The 19,399-nt window shown below is 64.0% G+C and carries 19 protein-coding genes; 4 read left to right on the top strand and 15 right to left on the bottom strand.

What is annotated here, in order from left to right; all coding sequences use genetic code 11:
• Nucleotides 1-18: 18 nt before the first annotated feature.
• Complete coding sequence (locus tag CAG11_RS14385) at nt 19-3,492, top strand: PAS domain-containing hybrid sensor histidine kinase/response regulator (protein ID WP_085596839.1); 3,474 nt, start codon at nt 19-21, stop codon at nt 3,490-3,492.
• Nucleotides 3,493-3,507: 15 nt separating this feature from the next.
• Here the strand turns inward: CAG11_RS14385 and rmuC are convergent, their stop codons facing one another.
• Nucleotides 3,508-4,875: a DNA recombination protein RmuC gene (gene rmuC, locus CAG11_RS14390; protein ID WP_177409124.1), complete on the bottom strand. Its 1,368-nt coding sequence runs from the start codon at nt 4,873-4,875 to the stop codon at nt 3,508-3,510.
• A gap of 172 nt (nt 4,876-5,047) precedes the next feature.
• Nucleotides 5,048-5,371, bottom strand: a complete 324-nt coding sequence (locus CAG11_RS14395; RefSeq protein WP_083456928.1) for a sel1 repeat family protein — start codon at nt 5,369-5,371, stop codon at nt 5,048-5,050.
• Between the two features lie 866 nt (nt 5,372-6,237).
• Here CAG11_RS14395 and CAG11_RS14400 point away from each other — a divergent pair.
• The 3 genes from CAG11_RS14400 (at nt 6,238) to CAG11_RS14410 (ending at nt 8,635) form a co-directional block, all read left to right on the top strand.
• Nucleotides 6,238-6,462, top strand: a complete 225-nt coding sequence (locus tag CAG11_RS14400) for a hypothetical protein (RefSeq protein ID WP_022640209.1) — start codon at nt 6,238-6,240, stop codon at nt 6,460-6,462.
• A 271-nt stretch (nt 6,463-6,733) separates the two neighbouring features.
• Nucleotides 6,734-7,216 carry a hypothetical protein gene (locus CAG11_RS14405; RefSeq protein ID WP_053133326.1) on the top strand — a complete coding sequence of 161 codons (483 nt, stop codon included), beginning with the start codon at nt 6,734-6,736 and terminating at the stop codon, nt 7,214-7,216.
• A gap of 144 nt (nt 7,217-7,360) precedes the next feature.
• Nucleotides 7,361-8,635 carry an OmpP1/FadL family transporter gene (locus CAG11_RS14410; protein WP_085596841.1) on the top strand — a complete coding sequence of 425 codons (1,275 nt, stop codon included), beginning with the start codon at nt 7,361-7,363 and terminating at the stop codon, nt 8,633-8,635.
• A gap of 74 nt (nt 8,636-8,709) precedes the next feature.
• On the opposite strand, the gene CAG11_RS14415 is transcribed toward CAG11_RS14410, so the two are convergent.
• From CAG11_RS14415 to CAG11_RS14470, 13 genes are all read right to left on the bottom strand, one after another.
• Nucleotides 8,710-9,261: a glutathione peroxidase gene (locus CAG11_RS14415; protein ID WP_022640211.1), complete on the bottom strand. Its 552-nt coding sequence runs from the start codon at nt 9,259-9,261 to the stop codon at nt 8,710-8,712.
• 55 nt (nt 9,262-9,316) lie between these two features.
• Nucleotides 9,317-9,439, bottom strand: coding sequence for a hypothetical protein (locus tag CAG11_RS34065; RefSeq protein WP_256578573.1), 123 nt, complete (start codon nt 9,437-9,439; stop codon nt 9,317-9,319).
• Nucleotides 9,436-10,638 (bottom strand): MFS transporter, encoded by a 1,203-nt coding sequence (locus CAG11_RS14420; RefSeq protein ID WP_085596842.1) that lies wholly within the window; start codon nt 10,636-10,638, stop codon nt 9,436-9,438. The genes CAG11_RS34065 and CAG11_RS14420 overlap by 4 nt, the downstream gene beginning before the upstream one ends.
• Before the next feature lie 52 nt (nt 10,639-10,690).
• Nucleotides 10,691-11,095, bottom strand: a complete 405-nt coding sequence (locus CAG11_RS14425) for a MarR family winged helix-turn-helix transcriptional regulator (protein WP_022640214.1) — start codon at nt 11,093-11,095, stop codon at nt 10,691-10,693.
• Between the two features lie 69 nt (nt 11,096-11,164).
• On the bottom strand, nt 11,165-11,896 hold the full coding sequence (locus tag CAG11_RS14430) for an adenosylcobinamide-GDP ribazoletransferase (protein ID WP_085596843.1): 732 nt from the start codon (nt 11,894-11,896) through the stop codon (nt 11,165-11,167).
• 1 nt (nt 11,897) lies between these two features.
• Nucleotides 11,898-12,470 (bottom strand): alpha-ribazole phosphatase family protein, encoded by a 573-nt coding sequence (cobC, locus tag CAG11_RS14435; RefSeq protein WP_085596844.1) that lies wholly within the window; start codon nt 12,468-12,470, stop codon nt 11,898-11,900.
• Nucleotides 12,467-13,522, bottom strand: a complete 1,056-nt coding sequence (cobT, locus tag CAG11_RS14440; protein ID WP_085596845.1) for a nicotinate-nucleotide--dimethylbenzimidazole phosphoribosyltransferase — start codon at nt 13,520-13,522, stop codon at nt 12,467-12,469. The genes cobC and cobT overlap by 4 nt, the downstream gene beginning before the upstream one ends.
• Entirely contained in the window at nt 13,519-14,040 is a 522-nt protein-coding gene (cobU, locus tag CAG11_RS14445; RefSeq protein ID WP_022640220.1) for a bifunctional adenosylcobinamide kinase/adenosylcobinamide-phosphate guanylyltransferase, read from the bottom strand. Before cobU ends, cobT begins: the two co-directional genes overlap by 4 nt.
• A gap of 42 nt (nt 14,041-14,082) precedes the next feature.
• Nucleotides 14,083-15,534: a cobyric acid synthase gene (locus CAG11_RS14450; RefSeq protein WP_085596846.1), complete on the bottom strand. Its 1,452-nt coding sequence runs from the start codon at nt 15,532-15,534 to the stop codon at nt 14,083-14,085.
• Nucleotides 15,531-16,523 carry a threonine-phosphate decarboxylase CobD gene (gene cobD, locus CAG11_RS14455; RefSeq protein WP_085596847.1) on the bottom strand — a complete coding sequence of 331 codons (993 nt, stop codon included), beginning with the start codon at nt 16,521-16,523 and terminating at the stop codon, nt 15,531-15,533. The genes CAG11_RS14450 and cobD overlap by 4 nt, the downstream gene beginning before the upstream one ends.
• Entirely contained in the window at nt 16,516-17,424 is a 909-nt protein-coding gene (gene cbiB / locus CAG11_RS14460) for an adenosylcobinamide-phosphate synthase CbiB (RefSeq protein ID WP_085596848.1), read from the bottom strand. Before cbiB ends, cobD begins: the two co-directional genes overlap by 8 nt.
• Nucleotides 17,421-18,071: a 5,6-dimethylbenzimidazole synthase gene (gene bluB, locus CAG11_RS14465; RefSeq protein WP_022640222.1), complete on the bottom strand. Its 651-nt coding sequence runs from the start codon at nt 18,069-18,071 to the stop codon at nt 17,421-17,423. The genes cbiB and bluB overlap by 4 nt, the downstream gene beginning before the upstream one ends.
• Nucleotides 18,064-19,392, bottom strand: coding sequence for a cobyrinate a,c-diamide synthase (locus CAG11_RS14470; protein WP_085596849.1), 1,329 nt, complete (start codon nt 19,390-19,392; stop codon nt 18,064-18,066). The genes bluB and CAG11_RS14470 overlap by 8 nt, the downstream gene beginning before the upstream one ends.
• Nucleotides 19,393-19,399 lie beyond the last annotated feature (7 nt).

Below are 19,399 nucleotides of genomic sequence, written 5' to 3' on the forward strand. Positions count from 1 at the left end.
ATCTGTTTCGGAGTTCCCATGTCGTTGTCCAGCGGGCTGATTGCAGCCGTTGCCCTGGCCTATATGGCCATCATGTTCGCCATCGCCTTCTACGGCGACCGCCGCAGTGCACCCCTTCCGCCGCGCGTGCGGGCCTGGGTGTACAGCCTGTCGTTGGCGGTGTATTGCACCAGCTGGACCTTCTTCGGCGCCGTGGGCCAGGCCACCGAACAACTCTGGGCCTTCCTGCCGATCTACCTGGGACCGATCCTGCTGCTGGTGTTCGCCCCCTGGGTACTGCAGAAGATGGTGATGATCAGCAAGCAGGAGAACATCACCTCCATCGCCGACTTCATCGCCGCCCGCTACGGTAAATCCCAGTCCCTGGCAGTCGTGGTGGCGCTGATCTGCCTGGTGGGGGTGCTGCCCTACATCGCCCTGCAACTCAAGGGCATCGTGCTCGGGGTCAACCTGCTGATCGGCGCCGGCGCCGATACCATGGGCACCCGCGCCCAGGACACGGCGCTGATCGTGTCGCTGATCCTGGCCCTGTTCACCATCGTCTTCGGCACTCGCAACCTGGACGCCACCGAGCACCACCGGGGCATGGTGCTGGCGATCGCCTTCGAATCCCTGGTCAAGCTGTTCGCCTTCCTCGCGGTGGGAGTGTTCGTCACCTACGGCCTGTACGACGGTTTCGACGATCTGTTCAGCCAGGCCATGCTGGCCCCGCGCCTGGAGCAGTATTGGGAAGAAACCGTCAACTGGCCGTCGATGGTGGTGCAGACCGGAGTGGCGATGATGGCGATCATCTGCCTGCCCCGGCAGTTCCACGTCACCGTGGTGGAAAACATCGAGCCCCAGGACCTGCGCCTGGCCAAATGGGTTTTCCCGGCCTACCTGGCCCTGGCCGCGCTGTTCGTGGTGCCCATTGCCCTGGCCGGGCAGATGCTCTTGCCCAGCAGCGTGTTGCCGGACTCCTTCGTCATCAGCCTGCCCCTGGCCCAGGCCCATCCGGCCCTGGCCCTGCTGGCCTTCATCGGCGGCGCCTCGGCGGCCACCGGCATGGTGATCGTCGCCAGCGTGGCGCTGTCGACCATGGTCTCCAATGACATGCTGCTGCCCTGGCTGCTGCGGCACAACAATGCCGAACGCCCGTTCGAAGTGTTCCGCCACTGGATGCTCTCGGTACGCCGGGTGAGCATCGTCGTCATCCTGCTGCTGGCCTATGTCAGCTACCGCCTGCTGGGCTCCACCGCGAGCCTGGCCACCATCGGCCAGATCGCCTTCGCCGCCGTGACCCAGCTGGCGCCAGCCATGGTCGGCGCGCTGTACTGGAAACAGGCCAACCGCCGTGGCGTGTTTGCCGGCCTGGCCGCCGGCACCTTCATCTGGTTCTACACCCTGGTACTGCCGCTGGCGGCCCATAGCCTGGGCTGGTCGCTGAACAGCTTCCCGGGCCTGGCCTGGCTGCACAGCAACCCGCTGAACCTGCCGATCACGCCGCTGACCCAGGGCGTGGTGCTGTCCATGGCCGGTAACTTCACCCTGTTCGCCTGGGTTTCGGTCCTGTCGCGCACCCGGGTTTCCGAGCATTGGCAAGCCGGGCGCTTCATCGGCCAGGAAATCAGCGGCCGCCTGAGTTCGCGCTCGATGCTGGCGGTGCAGATCGACGACCTGCTGAAGCTGGCCGCGCGCTTTGTCGGCGAAGAACGCGCCCGCCAGAGCTTCATTCGCTTCGCCTACCGTCAGGGCAAGGGCTTCAACCCGAACCAGAACGCCGACGGCGAATGGATCGCCCACACCGAACGCCTGCTGGCGGGCGTACTGGGGGCCTCATCGACCCGGGCGGTGGTCAAGGCGGCCATCGAAGGCCGGGACATGCAGCTCGAGGACGTGGTGCGCATCGCCGACGAAGCCTCCGAGGTCTTGCAGTTCAACCGCGCCCTGCTGCAAGGCGCGATCGAAAACATCAGCCAGGGCATCAGCGTGGTGGACCAGTCCCTCAAGCTGGTGGCCTGGAACCGGCGCTACCTGGAACTGTTCAACTATCCCGAGGGGCTGATCAGCGTCGGCCGGCCGATCGCCGACATCATCCGCCACAATGCCGAGCGCGGCCTGTGCGGCCCCGGCGAAGCGGAAGTGCATGTGGCCAGGCGCTTGCACTGGATGCGCCAGGGCCGCGCACACACTTCCGAGCGGTTGTTCCCCAATGGCCGGGTGATCGAGCTGATCGGCAACCCCATGCCCGGCGGCGGCTTTGTCATGAGCTTCACCGACATCACCCCTTTTCGCGAGGCCGAACAGGCCCTGACCGAAGCCAACGAAGGCCTGGAACAACGGGTGGCGGAACGTACCCATGAACTGTCGCAACTCAACGCCGCGCTGATCGAGGCCAAGGGCACCGCCGAATCGGCCAACCAGTCCAAGACCCGTTTCCTGGCCGCGGTCAGCCATGACTTGATGCAACCGCTGAACGCCGCGCGACTGTTTTCCGCCGCCCTCTCCCATCAGGAAGACGGCCTGTCCGCCGAGGCCCAGCAACTGGTGCAGCACCTGGACAGCTCGCTGCGTTCGGCCGAAGACCTGATCAGCGACCTGCTGGACATCTCGCGCCTGGAGAACGGCAAGATCACTCCGGAACGCAAACCCTTCGCCCTCAACGAACTGTTCGACACCCTGGGCACGGAGTTCAAGGTCCTGGCCCAGGAACAGGGCCTGCAATTCCGGGTGCGCGGCAGCCATCTGCGCGTCGACAGCGACAGCAAGCTGCTACGCCGGGTGCTGCAGAACTTCCTGACCAATGCCTTCCGCTACGCCAAGGGTCCGGTCCTGCTGGGCGTGCGCCGTCGCGGCGACTCGTTGAGCCTGGAAGTCTGGGACCGCGGGCCCGGCATTCCGCAGGACAAGCAGCAGGTGATCTTCGAGGAGTTCAAGCGCCTGGATAGCCACCAGACCCGCGCCGAAAAAGGCCTGGGGCTGGGCCTGGCGATCGCCGACGGTCTGTGCCGGGTGCTGGGGCATCCGCTACAGGTGCGCTCCTGGCCCGGCAAGGGCAGCGTATTCAGTGTCAGCGTGCCCCTGGCGCGCAGCGGCACCGTGGCTCCGGGCAAGGTTGCGGAGCTCAAAGGGCAGTCGCTCAACGGCGGGCAAGTGCTCTGCCTGGATAATGAAGACAGCATCCTGATCGGCATGAACAGCCTGCTGACCCGCTGGGGCTGCCAGGTCTGGACCGCCCGCAACCGCGAGGAGTGCGCTGCGCTGCTCAAGGAAGGCATCCGCCCGCAACTGGCCTTGGTGGACTACCACCTGGACGATGGCGAAACCGGCACCGAGGTCATGGCCTGGTTGCGCACCCAATTGGGCGAACCGGTACCCGGCGTGGTGATCAGCGCCGATGGCCGCCCGGAGATGGTCGCCCAGGTGCATGCGGCAGGCTTGGACTACCTGGCCAAGCCGGTGAAGCCCGCGGCCTTGCGCGCCCTGCTCAGCCGGCACCTGCCCCTGGGCTGAAGCGCGCCGGACGACTCAGTCCGGCAGTTCCAGCTCGCGGCCATCGGCATCGGTCATGGCCCGCTCCAGCAGGTCCGCCGGCAAGCTCTTGCTGGCACGCGCGCCGAGCAGCTTGAGCTGCTCGCTGCGGCTGATCAGGTTGCCGCGGCCCTCGGTCAGCTTGTTGCGTGCCGCCGCGTAGGCCTTGTCCAACTGCTGCAAACGATTGCCGACCTCATCCAGGTCCTGGATGAACAGCACGAACTTGTCGTACAGCCAGCCCGCCCGCTCGGCGATTTCCCGCGCGTTCTGACTCTGGCGCTCCTGTTTCCACAGGCTGTCGATCACCCGCAAGGTAGCGAGCAAGGTGGTCGGGCTGACGATCACGATTTGCCGGTCGAAGGCTTCCTGGAACAGATTGGGCTCGGCCTGCAATGCCGCGGAAAAAGCGCCTTCGACCGGTACGAACAACAGCACGAAATCCAGGCTGTGCAAGCCTTCCAGGCGCTTGTAGTCCTTGCCGGCCAAGCCCTTGACGTGATTGCGCAGGGACAGCACGTGCTGCTTCAGGGCGGCCTGGGCGACCTGTGGGTCGTCACAGCCCACATACTGTTGATAGGCCGTGAGGCTGACCTTGGAATCCACCACCACCTGCTTGTCGCCGGGCAGCATGATCAGCACATCGGGCTGGAATCGCTCGCCATCCGGGCCCTTGAGGCTGACCTGGGTCTGGTATTCGCGGCCCTTTTCCAGGCCGGCATGCTCCAGCACCCGCTCGAGGATCAGCTCACCCCAGTTGCCCTGGGTTTTCTGGCCCTTGAGGGCACGGGTCAGGTTGGTGGCCTCATCGCTCAAGCGCAGGTTCAACTGCTGCAGGCGCTCCAGCTCCTTGGCCAGGGAAAACCGCTCGCGGGCCTCGGACTGATAACTCTCCTCCACGCGCTTCTCGAAGGCCTGGATACGATCCTTCAGCGGATCCAGCAACTGCCCCAGGCGCTGTTGGCTGGTTTCGGCGAAGCGCTGTTCACGCTCATCGAAGATCTTGCCCGCCAGCTCGGCGAACTGGGCGCGCAGTTCGTCGCGCGAACCCTGCAGATCCGTGAGACGTTGTTGATGGCTGTCCTGCTGCTCGCGCAGCTCAGCGGCCAGCGATGCCGCCTGGGCATCCAGCCGGCGCAATTCGTGTTCCTTGGCAGAGCGCTCCAGGCTCCAGGCGTGGGCCGCATCACGGGCGTTGTCACGCTCGATCTGCAACAGCTCCACCTCGCGTCCCAGGGCCGCCAGGTCCGCCTGCTTGAGGGCGTTGGCCTGGCTCAGATCGCTGACTTCATCGCGACTGGCATCCAGTTGCGCCATCAACCCTTCCTGGGCCATCTGGGCAGTGGCCAGGCGTTCTTCCAGCAGGGCCAGGTCGGCTTGGCTGGAACTGGCACGCCGCTGCAGTTGCCAGGCCAATGCCAGCAGTGGTACCGCAGCCGCCAGGCCAAGCAAGATGCTGGTCAAGTCCATAGCCATAGCGAGTCCTGACATCCAGAAAAGAAATGAAGGTTAACCAAGCCGCCAGGGGTTGGACAGCTCAGTCTTCGATCCGACCCAGCTCTTGCTGGGCGCTACGGTCGCCGGCGCGAGCCGCCTGGCGCAGCAGGTCATGACCGATACGGCGGTCACGGGCATTACCGCATTCGCGGCACATCAACTGACCCAGCCGGCTCTGCGCGGCGACTACGCCTTGGCGGGCCGGCTGCTTGAGCAGGCGTCCGGCAAAGTGCTTGACGCTGGAGCTATGTCCAAGACGCGGATTGTCCAGCAACCACAGGGCAACCCGCAGGGAGAAACGCTTGGGTTCGGTAACACTTTCAGAGGTTGCGGTAACAGAGGGTGATACTGAGCGAAACTTCATAAAGCACTGTGGGGGCAGATCGGAAGGCGCGCCACTCTACTCCTTTTTTCGCCCGGGTAAAGCCCAAAAGACCCAGCACGCCCGTCCTAGAGCAAGCGCTTGGGACAATCCACAGAAGCTGTGGATAACTCAGTGGACAACCCCTCTTCAACCCTCGCAAAGCCCCATGAGACGGGCCTTCCAGTCAAACTGACGATTTTTTCACCAGCAAAAAAAAGCGATGTTTTTCATTGACTTAAATTCTCGAGACAGGCTAGGGGGCTAACTTCAGGCAAGGTGACAAGCGGGTGACAGGCTGCGCGATAAGTGTGCACAACCGTGCTGAAATTGACGCTGGCAACGCACTCTTTTCGCACACGCCCCAACCTGGGGGTTACACCGCCGGTTTCCCGACTCTCGATAAAAATTCACCTAGCACACTTGCGTTCCGCTCTTCAACTCAATACAATGCGCGCCGTTAGTACCAAGCTGAAAGTCAATTCTGGTCGAACAAGTCCCGTCGGCAGCACCTCGAAACGAGCAGCACGCCAACATCCAGGACCGACCATCTCGCTGGTTTCCAGGTAACACTCACCACTGCAGCGTCCTTGGAAAATTCTCCAGGCCGCGAGTGAGCTCCTTACTCTGACCGAACCAACCTGCAAATTGATCAGGATCTTCACCCTGGGCCCAGAACCTCTGCCCTTGTTGTGCTGCCTGACCTCCTAAGTACCTACCTGCCAGCCTTAGCGCAACTGTAATCAAAGCGCTGCAAACTGGCTGCTTTGTTCCAGACAGGTTCTTCGCCCGGCCCTTGGCGGCCAGCGTTACTGGAACGTTTTAACGTTGCACGGCTCTTATCCGTGTCATTTGTAGGAACAATAATTATGTCTACTCAAATCCAGACTCAGAATGCCATTCGTACCCTGACCAACGCTTTTGCACCACTGAACTGCCTGATCATGGCAACCCGCAAAAACGGTTTCAGCTTCACCCTGGTCAATGAACATGGAATCGCCCGTCACAGCGAACGCTTGTATCCCGACCAGTACTCCAGCGCCGAGCCGCTGCAGGCCGTGATCGAGCGCACGCGCCAGGCCCTGGTGGCCTGATCCGGCAACCGCCGAAAAGCCCGAAGCCCCGCTACTATGCGGGGCTTTTTTATGGCTTGTGATTTATCGGCGGCCTCGAGCGATCAAAGCACCAATCGATATAAGGTTTATAACAAGAGAACGAAAATATTTTAAAAACAGGCCTTTACAGCACAGATATGACACTAAACTTCAACTCAAGCGGCCTGAACCGCTTCCGGCAAACCTGATCTTTCATTAGCTGCCAAGCGCCTTCAGGTTTCGCCGGCCATTTTCAATCCTCGAGGGCTTTATGGGTATCGCCGCCAGCGAGTTGTGCCGCTATGTGATACGCCCAACGCTGATGTACCTGGGTAGCCATAGCAAAACCGCTGAAGCCTTGTTATTGGGCATCGCTGCCAGCCAGTCGGAGCTGGGTTCGGCGCTGCACGATCGCCGTGGCCATGGGCTGTACCGCATCACCGAACCACGTCACCGGGCCCTCTGGGACCATTACCTGGCGCTGGACCCGGAACGAGCTAGTCTGGTTCGCGGATTGGCCAGCCAACATGCGTTTCTCAGCGGACCGCACCTGGAACTGACCGTCAACCTGCGCTACGCCACGGCGATCGCCTGGTTGCTGGTGGAAGAACAGCACACCGCGCTACCCGCTGCCGACGACTTGCTCGGCATGGCCCGTATCTGGAGGAAGACCTTTCAACCACAAGGACGCTTAAGAGACTTCACCTATGCCTGGCAAACCTGTGTTTCACCACTGAGCCAGGTGGCCTGCTGACGACGACTTTTACAAGATCAGAGAAAAAGCCTGATTTTGGTCGGATTGTCCTACAAAACCGCTCTAAATCAACTATTGCAGCCTATAGCGCCGGGGCAGAAATGTTGGTAGTTTTCGCCTCGGTGATCATCAGGAGTTCTAATAATGAAAAAAGTAATGCTCAAATCCACCATTGGCCTCGCCGTTGCGGTGGCGTCCAGCCAGATCTTCGCAAGCGGCTTCGCCCTTAACGAACAAAGTATCAGTGGCATGGGTACCGGTTTTGCCGGTCGTTCGTCTGCCGCTGAAGATGCTAGCACCCTCTACGGTAACCCTGCCGGTATGTCGCTGCTCAAGCGCGACCAGGTAACCGTGGGCGTGGCAGCAATCGATGCCAAAACCAATCTCAAGAACGTAAAAGGTGGCGCACCCGGGGGCTCCAGCGATGGAGACATGGTCCCTTTCACCAGCGTTCCAATGGGTTTCATTGTCAAGCAACTGGGTGAGGGCTGGGCCTTTGGTCTCGGCGCCTATGCGCCATTCGGCCTGATTACCAATTATGAAAGTAGCTCTGCCAGCCGTTATTACGGCAAGAAAAGCGAAGTCAAGGTCATCACCCTGCAACCGACCATCAGCTATGCCTTCAACGACATGGTGTCCATCGGTTTCGGCCCAACGATCAACCGCATCACTGGCCAACTGACTTCGGCAGTGCCATACGCTCCAACCTTCGGAAGAAACGACGGGAGAGTGAACGTCAAGGGCGACGATACTGCCATCGGTTACAACGTCGGCATCATCGTCCAACCAACCGAAGCAACCCGACTCGGTCTGACCTACCACTCCAAAGTCAAGTATAAGCTTGAGGGCCATACCAACATCTCCGGCATCGGCTTCGGTCCATACAACGGTAACCGCTACAAAGCCTCCCTGGACGTCACCACTCCGGAAATCGTCGACTTCTCGATTACCCAGAAGCTGGATGATCAGTGGACCGTTTACGCAGGCAGCACCTGGACTCGCTGGAGCCGCCTGAAAGACATCACCGTCAACAACGACGGCGTACCAGCCCTCCTAGGCGGCTCCGCTGGCCCAATCGGCACCAGTGTCGAGCCACAGAACTGGCACGACACCTGGGCCTCGGCCATCGGAGTCTCCTACAAGGTCAACAAAGAATGGGTACTGCGCAGCGGCCTCTCGGTTGACCAAGCGCCAACCAACAACACCGATCGCTCCGTACGCATTCCAACAGGCGATCGTAAGGCCATCAGCTTCGGTGCCGGGTACAGCCCAACTGAAGACCTGACCTTCGACGTGGCGGTGTCCTACCTGAAAGAAGAAGACGTCAAGGTCAACCGCACCGGCAAAGGCACCCCTTATAGCGCTACCTATCAGAACAGCGCATGGGGCTACGGCCTGGGCGCGACCTACAAGTTCTAACACACTGTAGGCAGCTCTCACCGCTTCATGAAAAACCCCGCGTCTGCGGGGTTTTTCATGTCAATGATTGCCAATCAAGACCCCGACGCCAGCGCCTTCTCCACCGCCTCGAGCAACTCAGGGTCATCCGGCTTGGTCAGGCTGGAGAAATTGGCGACTACCTTGCCCTGGCGATCCACCACGTACTTGTAGAAATTCCACTTCGGCGCGCTGCTCTGCTGCGCCAGCACCTTGAACAGGTGCACCGCATCCGCGCCCTTGACCTTCTGTGGCTCGGTCATGGTGAAGGTCACGCCGTAATTGACATAGCAGACCTTGGCGGTTTCGGCGCCGTCCTTGGACTCTTGCTTGAAGTCGTTGGACGGCACTCCCACTACCTCCAATCCCTGGTCCTTGTAGCGCTGGTACAAGGCCTCGAGCCCCTTGAACTGAGGGGCGAACCCGCAAAAGCTCGCCGTGTTGACCACCACCAGCGGCTTGCCAGCGAACCGCTGGCACAGATCGATGGATTCCTTGGCGCGCAACTTGGGCAGCGAGCCCTGCAACAATGCCGGACAATCGGCGGCCCAGGTGGAGCCGGCAAAGGCCGCGAGCAAAACTGGAACGGCAAACCAGCGCATAGCCATGTCAGGTGTCCTTGAAAAGTCGTCAGGCCTCGACGTTACTCGCCCCTGTCGGCGCCTAGCAAGCGCCCATGCCCAATTGCATCAGCGCCATTCCACTGCGCTGCCAGCCCCACCAGGCCAGCAGCAATGACAAGGCGACCAAGCCCAGGCCGACCCACCAACCAATGCGTACCTTCATGCGGCGCTGGCCTGCAGGCGCGCCACCGGGCGCTCACGCACCGGCCAGTTGAGCGCCGCAGCCAGCAAGCTGAGGAGGATCGCCACCTGCCAGATCAGGTCGTAGCTGCCGGTCCGGTCGTACACCACGCCGCCCAGCCAACCACCTAAGAACGAACCCAGCTGGTGGAACAGGAACACGATCCCGCCAAGCATCGACAGGTTTCGCACCCCGAACAGGGTCGCCACCGTACCGTTGGTCAAAGGCACCGTGGACAGCCAGAGAAACCCCATGGCCATGCCGAACAGGTAGGCGCTGGCCTGGGACACCGGCACCCACAAAAACAGCATGATCACCACCGCTCGCAGCAGGTACAGGCCCGTGAGCAAACGCGGCTTGGAGAGGCGCCCACCCAGCCAGCCAGCGGTGTAGGTCCCGAAGATATTGAACAGGCCGATCAGCGCCAGCACCGTGGTGCCCACGGTAGCCGGCAAATGCTGGTCCACCAGGTAGGCCGGCAAATGCACACCGATGAACACCACCTGGAAACCACAGACGAAAAAGCCGAAGGCCAGCAACCAGAACCCTGAGTGGGAACAAGCCTCGCGCAATGCCTCCATCAGGCTCTGCTCATGCCCATGGGCGGGCAGCGGTTTGTCCTTGAGCATGCTCACCAGCGGCACGATCAGCGCCACCAGCACACCCAGCACCAGCAGCGCCGCCGACCAGCCCAGCCAGCCGATCAGGCCCAGGGTGCCCGGCAGCATGGCGAACTGGCCGAAGGAGCCGGCAGCGCTGGCCAGGCCCATGCCCATGCTGCGCTTCTCAGGCGGCAGCGCGCGGCCAACCACACCCAGGATCACCGAGAACGAAGTACCGGACAGGCCAATACCGATCAGCAGCCCGGCGCTCAGGGACAGCGACAAGGGCGAGTCCGCCAATCCCATGCACGCCAGGCCCACGGCGTACAGCACGCCGCCGATAAGTACTACCTTCGCCGCACCGAAGCGATCGGCCAGTGCCCCGGTGAATGGCTGGGCCAGGCCCCAGATCAGGTTCTGCAAGGCAATGGCGAAGGCGAAGACCTCGCGCCCCCAACCGAACTGCGCACTCATGGGCGGCAGGAACAGGCCGAAGCCATGCCTGATCCCCAGCGACAAGGCCAGGATCAACGCGCTGCCAAGAAGTACCCAACTGCTGGTACGCCACATCGCTGTCATTTTTACTCTCCGTCTACGGGTATATACCCGCTTGTGTTCGAACGAACCGGCCTCAGGCCAGTTCGTTCAGCAAGGCCAGCAGGGTTTCACGCTTTTCCACACCCAGGCGATCGATCAGTCGCTGCTGGGCCGCTTCCCAAGCCGGCAAGGCCGCAGCCAGGCATTCATGCCCCGCCTCGGTCAGTTGCACCAGGCGATTGCGCTGATCGTCACCCTCGATCAGGCGCACCAGGCCCGAGGCCTCCAATACCCGCACGTTACGCCCCAGGGTGCTGCGATCCAGGCCCATGGCCTCGGCCAGGCTGGAGATACTCGGCTGCTCGAGGCGCAGCAGGTTGTTCAGCAAGGAATACTGGGCGACGTTGATCCCGAAGCCATCGAGGGCGCCGTCGTAGAACCTGCTGACGCCACGCGCGGCGCGACGCAGGTTGGTGCACAAACATTGGGAGGGAAGCATAGTGCGTGTATATACCCGCGAAATTTCCAGGACAACTGTTTTCAATAAAAATGCTGCTCGGCGCTCGCCTCAGGATAGCGCCAGGGCCAGCAGTACCGCGGTCTCCAGCAACTCCAGCAAGGCGCCGGCGGTATCCCCGGTGGTACCGCCCAAGCGCTGCAGCATCAATTGGCGCAACCAGCAGAACACCACGAGGGCCAGCAACAGCGCCAACAAGCCGTGGTATCCCCCCAGCAACAGGCAACCCAGGACACTCAGGGCCAGCACTTGCCTGCCCGCCAGGCGTGGCAAATGATCGGCCAGGGCCTGGCCCAGTCCGCCGGCACGCACATAGGGCGTGCTGAGGAACAGGCCAAGCAAGGCCGCGCGTCCGATCAACGGCGCCAGTAGCAGAGCCACAGCTTGTTGCTGCTCGATCAGGGCCACCAGCGCCGCGAACTTGAGCAGCAGGACCAGGACCAGGGTAACCACGGCAATCGGCCCGCTGCGCGGATCCTTCATGATGCTCAGGGTGCGCTCGCGATCACCGAAGCCGCCCAGCCAGGCGTCGGCGCTATCGGCCAGGCCATCCAGGTGCAGTCCGCCGCTGAGCAAGACCCAGGCAGCCAGCAACAAGGCTGCGTGCAGCAGCGGCGCAGCGCCACTGAGCAAGGCATTCAGTGCCCACAGCAAGACACCGAACAGCAACCCCACCAGCGGATAGAACAACAACGAGCGCCCCAGTTGCTCGGGCTGCGGCATGCCCGGCAGGCGGATCGGCAAGCTGCTGAGGAATTGCAAGGCAATCCAGAACGGCAGCATCTCAGCCCTCCTCGCTCATCCGTCCCGCAGCCACTGTCAGGCCGAACCAGGCACCATGGCCCACTTCGACACTCAGCAACTGTTCACGGGGCAGCCCGCGGGCCCTGGCCAACAACAAGCGCATCACACCGCCATGGCTGATCAGCAGCACCCGCCGCCCGGCATGGGCCTGGTACAGGCTGTCGATCGCTGCCAGCACCCGTTGTGAAAAGCGCTCTACCGGCTCGCCTCCAGGCGGGGTAAAACCATAGGGGTCGGACCAGAAACGCCCCAGGCCCTCGGCGTCGGTTTGCATCAGGGCTACCGTGCTCCGCCCTTCCCAGTCACCGAAGTGCAGCTCCTTGAGACCCGGCTCCAGCACCAGCGGCAGCTGCAGGCGCGCCGTCAGTTGCTCGGCAAAACTTGCGCAACGCTGCAACGGCGAGCTGACCACCAGGTCCCAGGGGCCGCGCCCCTCAACCCCGGCATGCATCTGCTGCCAGCCCCGCTCGGTCAAGGCGTCGTCCAGGCTGCCACGCAAGCCGCCACCAGACTCGGTCTCACCGTGGCGCAGAAGGTCCAGGCGCAAGGTCATGCCGGACGATCCGCCACGGCCGCTTCGGCGAAAGTCGCCATCTGCCCGTGCAGGTCGCAGGCCAGGCGCAGCAAGGGCACCGCCAGCGCCGCACCACTGCCTTCTCCAAGGCGCAGGCCCAGGTCCAGCAGCGGATCGGCCTCGAGCACTTGCAGCACATGCCGGTGCCCAGGTTCGGCGCCCTGGTGGGCGAACAGCAACCAGGGGCGGCAGCCTGGACTCAAGCGCACCGCCACCAGTGCCGCGACGCTGCAAATGAAGCCGTCCACCAGCACCGCGATGCCCTCCTGGGCACAGGCCAGGTAGGCGCCGGCCAAGGCCGCGATCTCGAAACCGCCAAGGTCTTGCAGCGCTTGCCAGGCATCACCGCGTGCCCCCTGATGCAAGGCAAGGGCTCGTTCGATGACCTGGGCCTTGTGGCTGACGCCCGCGGCGTTCAGCCCGGTACCTGGCCCGGCCAGCTGCGTTACCGGAATGTCCAGCAAGGCGCAGGCGATGGCGCTGGCGGCCGTGGTATTGCCGATCCCCATTTCCCCACCGATGAACAACTGGGCGCCCTGCCCACGGGCACGTAGCGCACTATCACGACCGGCCTTCAGCGCCTGCTCGAGCTGGGCCCGGGTCATGGCCGGGCCCTGGAGGAAGTTCGCCGTGCCCAGTCCCAGGTTCAGGTGGCGCACTCCAGGCAGCTCCAGGTTCGGCGTCACAGTGCCCAGGTCCACCACTTCCAGCTGCGCCGCCAACTGGCGGGCCAGCACGCTGATCGCGGCGCCACCATTGACGAAGTTCAGCAGCATCTGGCCGGTCACTTCCTGCGGATAGGCCGATACACCTTCGGCCACCACCCCGTGATCACCGGCGAAGATGGTGATCCACAGCTGCTCGATGGCGGGCTTGAGCCGGCCCTGCAAGCCCGCCAGGCGCACGGCCAGCGGTTCCAGCCGGCCCAGCGAGCCGGCCGGTTTGGTCAGCTGCTGCTGCCGGGCCAGGGCCTGCTCCACCACTTGGCTATCAATGGACTTGCACGGGTTCTGCCACCAGGAATTGCTCATAACGCGGGTCCTTTCAAAGTCAGGGGCAGGCCAGCCACCGTCAGCACCACTCGCTGACAGCGCTCGGCCAGGGCTTGATGCAGCCAACCGGCTTCATCCACATAGCGGCGAGTCAATTCGCCCAGCGGCACGACACCCATTCCGGTCTCGTTGCTGACAAAGATAATGTCTCCCGGCAGCTCCGCCACGCATTGCAGCAAGGCCTCGCGCTCGGCAGAAAGGCGCTGCTGGTCTTCGAGCATCAGCAGGTTGGTCAGCCACAGGGTCAGGCAGTCCACCAACAGGCAGCGCCCCGGACTGGCCGCCTGGCGCAGTACCCGGGCCAGCTCCAGGGGCTCTTCGACCAGGCCCCAGTGCGCCGGACGGCGTTCGCGATGATGGGCGATACGCTGGTTCATCTCGCCGTCCAACGGTTGGCTGGTGGCGATATAGGTCACTTCCAGCGCACTGTCGTTGGCCAGTTTCTCGGCCAGGCGGCTTTTGCCGGAGCGGGCACCACCGAGGATCAGTTGCAACATGCTTGGGCACCTCTGAAAAGAAAACCGCACACGGCTGCGTGCCTACAGGCCACAAAGCCTACGCAATGCGGCGGTATCCAGGTGGCGCTCCACCAGGTCCGCCAGGCGTTCGATATCGCGCTCGCGCAAGGCCTGGTAATCCACCTGCTGGACATCCTCCAGGCCGGCCCAGCGCAACAGCGCGCCGCAGGCCGCTGGCGTCTCGAACAGGCCGTGCAGGTAGGTGGCGAGGATCTGCCCGTCGGCACTGCGGGCGCCGTCGCTGCGACCATCGTCCAGGCGCACTGCCGCCTGTTCCAGGGCAGGACCACGACTGACTCCGGCATGGATCTCGTAGCCGCTGACCGCAGCGTCTTCCAGGGTCAGGCGTCCACTGACGTTACGCAGCTGCTTTTGCGCCTCCAGCACGGTTTCGAAAGCCAACAGGCCAAGGCCCGGGCTGGAGCCTGCGGCACCTTCCAGCCCCAGTGGATCGTGCAATTGCTCGCCGAGCATCTGCAGGCCGCCGCAGATACCCAGGAGCTTGCCGCCGTAGCGCAGGTGCCGGGCGATGGCCTGCTCCCAGCCATTGGCGCGCAGGTAGGCGAGATCGCCGCGCACGCTTTTCGAGCCGGGGAGAATGATCAGGTCGGCGGCGGGTATCGCCTGCCCGGGTCCGATGAATTGCAGGTCTACCTGGGGATGCAGGCGCAGCGGATCGAAGTCCGTATGGTTGCTGATGCGCGGCAGCACCGGCACCACCACCTTGAGCAGCTGCTCGACCTTGCCGGCCTGGCGCTGGTCGATGCCGTCCTCGGCCTCCAGGTGCAGGTCCATGACATAGGGCAACACCCCGAGTACCGGCTTGCCGGTGCGCTGCTCCAGCCAATCCAGGCCCGGTTGCAGCAGGGCGATGTCGCCGCGAAAGCGGTTGATGATGAAGCCCTTGACCCGCGCCTGCTCGCTGGGTGAAAGCAGCTCCAGGGTGCCCACCAGGTGGGCGAACACCCCGCCACGATTGATGTCGGCGATCAGCAGCACCGGACAATCCACCGCCTCGGCAAACCCCATGTTGGCGATGTCGCCGGCCCGCAGGTTGATCTCGGCCGGGGAGCCGGCGCCCTCGACCATCACCACCCGGTACGCCTGGCGCAGGCGCTGGTGGGAGGCCAGCACCGCTTGCATGGCAATAGCCTTGTAGTCGTGATAGGCCACGGCATTCATGGTGGTCACCGCACGGCCATGGATGATCACTTGGGAGCCCGTATCGCTGTTGGGCTTGAGCAGCACCGGGTTCATGTCGGTATGGGGCGCGAGGTTGGCGGCCTGGGCCTGGACCGCCTGGGCGCGGCCGATCTCGCCGCCATCGGCGGTCACCGCGCTGTTGAGCGCCATGTTCTGCGGCTTGAACGGCACCACGCTGATCCCCTGGCGCAACAGCCAGCGGCACAGCGCGGTCACCAGCGTGCTCTTGCCCGCGTCCGATGTGGTGCCCTGCACCATCAGCGTGGTCATGGGTAGTCCTTGCGATAAGCCAGCAAGGCCTGCTCCAGGCGAGCGCACTCGGCCTCGTCGGCAGGCAGGCCGAAACGCAGGCTGCTGTTGTGGGCGAACAGGCGCAGGAGAATGCCGCGCCGGGCCATGAAGTGATAGAGCCGCTCAGCCTCGTCGGTGATCAGCCATTGGAACAACGCGCAACCGCCCTGGGGCTTGAAGCCGTAACGCTGCAGCACCTCCACCAACTGCTGGCTGGCGGCCTCGCTGCGCTGGCGCTGGCGGGCATGGCCGGCGACATCCCGCAGGCAAGCCTGCCCCAGGACCCGGGTCGGGCCACTGACAGCCCAGGGCCCTACCTGCTCGGCCAACAGCCGCAACAGCCGATGCTCGGCCAGGACGAATCCCAGGCGCACCCCGGCCAGGCCGAAGAACTTGCCGAACGAACGCAGGACGATCAACCCCACCTGGTGGGCATGGCTGGCCAGGCTCAGCTCAGGCGTGTTGTCCATGAAGGCTTCGTCCACCACCAGCCAGCCACCGCGCTGGACCAGGCGTGCGTGCCACTCCAGCAGGCGCTCGGGGCCGAGGCTCAGGCCTGTGGGATTGTTGGGATTGACCACCACCAGCACATCGAGACTGTCGAGAAAGAGGTCGACTTCCTGCTCCAGCACCTCGCGTACCCGATAGCCACTGCGACGCCAGGCTTCGGCGTGCTCGGCATAACAGGGCGACAGCACCCCGACCTTGCCGGTGCGACGCAAACGCGGCAGCAGTTGGATCGCCGCCTGGGAACCGGCCACCGGCAGTACTTCATTGGCGCCGTAATAGGCACAGGCCGCCTGCTCCAGGCCGTCGTCGGTTTCCGGCAGGCGGGCCCAGGCACGCAGCGGAATCTGCGGCAACGCGAAAGGCCAGGGGGCCAGGCCGCTGGACAGGTCCAGCCAGTCCTCTTCGGCGATGCCATGTTCCTGGGCCGCCCTGCGCAAACGCCCACCGTGCTCAAGCATAGAATTGCGCCCCCAGGCAAAGAATCAGCAACCACAGCCATACCCCACGCTGCACCAGCTGCCAGCCACCATCGATGGACCCGGCGCTGGCCGCTTCCCCCTCGCCCAATTGCGGGCGCTGGTGCAGTTCACCGTGATAGATTGCCGGGCCGCCCAGCTCTACCCCGAGGGCTCCAGCACCGGCGGCCATCACCGGACCGGCATTGGGGCTGTCCCAGTTCGGCCCCTGGCGATACCAGCATTTGAAGGCCAGCCGGGTCTTGCCCAGCAAGGCATAGGTCAGGGCCACCAGGCGCGCCGGAATATAGTTGAGCAGATCATCGATCCGCGCGGCAGCCCAGCCGAAACGCTCGAAGCGCTCGTTGCGGTAACCCCACATCGCATCCAGGGTGTTGCTCAGACGATAGAGCACCACCCCTGGCGCACCGGCCACGGCGAACCAGAACAAGGCGGCGAATACCGCGTCGCTGCCGTTCTCCAGCACCGACTCGGTGGCCGCGCGCGCCACGGCGGGGGCATCCAGCTCGCTGGTCTGGCGGCTCACCAGGAACCCCACCCGCCGCCGCGCCTCATCCAGGTCATCGCTACGCAGGGCCTGGGCCACCGGCTCGACATGCTCGCCAAGGCTGCGCAGCCCCAAAGCGCAATACAGCGCCAGGACTTCCACCAGCCAGCCGATATAGGGGAACCAGGACAAGGCCGTGGCCAACAGGGTGAGGGGCAGGACCGCCAGCACCCAGGCCGTGACGCCATGACTGCGCCAACCCCGCCCGGCGGCGTTGAAACGTTGCTCGATGCGATCCGCCAAACGCCCGAAGGCCACCAGTGGATGCCAGCGCTTGGGCTCGCCCAGCAGCGCATCCAGCGCCACCCCGGCGACACTCAGCAACGCCACGCTCATTGACTCACTCCCCAGTAATTCTCATACAGCAATTCATTCAATGGCCGGGGCTGGGCCCAGCCCTCCAGCGCGAGCATCGGCGCCGCATAGAACTCGGTGACCGGCCCCAGGCACAGCACGGCCAGGGGCTTGGCACCTTCGGGCAAGCCCAGGAGATTGGCCAGGGCCTGGGGCTCGAACAGCGATACCCAACCCATGCCCAACCCTTCGCTGCGCGCCGCCAGCCAGAGGTTCTGGATCGCGCAGGACAGGGATGCGAGGTCCATTTCCGGCAGGGTCCGGCGACCGAAGACATGCCGTTCCCGGCCGTCCATCAACGCCGCCACGAGCAATTCGGCGCACTCGTTGATGCCTTCGACCTTGAGCTTCATGAACTCGTCGGAACGCTCCCCCAGCGCCTCGGCGGTACGTACCCGCTCTTCTTCCACCAGCTGCCGGATGTTGTCCCGCAGCGCACGGTCACTGATGCGGATAAACCGCCAGGGCTGCATCAGGCCAACGCTGGGGGCCTGGTGCGCGGCCTCCAGCAGGCGCTGCAACAACTCGGGGGCAACGCTGCCGCCGGCGAAATGACGCATGTCACGACGCTCGGCAATAGCGCGATAGACCGCCTCGCGCTCGGCCGCGGAAAACGCCTGTTCAGTCACACGCCAGGCCCTCGGCAACCCCTGGCCGGGGTGCGAACAACGCCGCCACCGCCACGGGATTGGATGGGAAGTAGAAGTGCACATAGGAGGCGGTCATGCGCCCGTCGCGATACACCGCCTCGGCACCCCGGCCACCATTGGGACTCGCCCCCCGGGCGATGGGCGCAAGCTCGGTACTGGTCAGGGAATGATGATAGGTATGCCCGCGCAGACTACCCTCCGGCAGGTCCACTGCCTGCAAGGCCAGGGCCGCCAGGCGCTTCTGCATCACCGCCTCGCCGGGCAACAGCCCCAGGAGCTCGGCACGCTGGCCTTCGACATCGGTCAGGGCATCGAGCAGGTACAGCATCCCGCCGCATTCGGCGAGCAGTGGCTTGCCGGCGGCGTGATGGGCGCGGATGGCCGCGAGCATGCCACTATTGCTCGCGAGTGCCTGATTGTGCAGCTCGGGGTAACCGCCAGGCAAATACAGGCTGTCGGCCGCCGGCAACTCACTATCGTGGATCGGCGAGAAGAAACTCAGTTGCGCGCCCATCGCTCGCAGCAGGTCGAGGCTGGCGCCGTAGGTGAAGGCGAATGCCTCATCCCGCGCCACGGCGATCCGCACGCCCTCCAGCAGCGGCTCGCAGGCCACCGGAGCCGGCGCGGCAAACCCCACCGCCGGCGGCAGCGCCACCTGGCAACTGCTGGCCAAGGCCTCGGCAGCGGCATCCAGGCGCAGATCCAGGTCATTGAGTTCATTGGCCTGGACCAGGCCCAGATGGCGGCTGGGCAGCTCGATCGAGGTTTCCCGGGACAAGGCTCCATACCAGCGCAACCCCTCGGTCAGGCTGCCTTCGAGCAGTTGCGCATGGCGCAAGGTCCCCACACGGTTGGCCAACACGCCGGCGAACGGCAGGTCCGGCTGGTAGCGCGCCAGGCCCAGGGCCAGGGCGCCAAAAGTCTGGGCCATGGCGGTGCCATCGATCACCCCCAGCACCGGTACGCCGAAATGCCGTGCCAGATCCGCGCTCGATGGCGTGCCATCGAACAATCCCATGACGCCCTCGATCAGGATCAGGTCGGCCTCGCCGGCGGCCTCCCACAGCAGGCGGCGACTTTCCTGCTCGCCCACCATCCACATGTCCAGCTGGTACACCGGGGCACCGCTGGCACGCTCGAGAATCATCGGATCGAGAAAATCCGGACCGCACTTGAACACCCGCACCTTGCGCCCCTGGTTACGGTGCAGGCGCGCCAGGGCGGCGGTCACGGTGGTCTTGCCCTGGCCGGATGCCGGAGCGGCGATCAATACCGCCGGGCAATGACGAACATCATTCATGGGTTCA

The sequence above is a fragment of the Pseudomonas sp. B6(2017) genome (assembly GCF_002112765.1).
In the GTDB taxonomy this organism is placed as follows: domain Bacteria; phylum Pseudomonadota; class Gammaproteobacteria; order Pseudomonadales; family Pseudomonadaceae; genus Aquipseudomonas; species Aquipseudomonas piscis.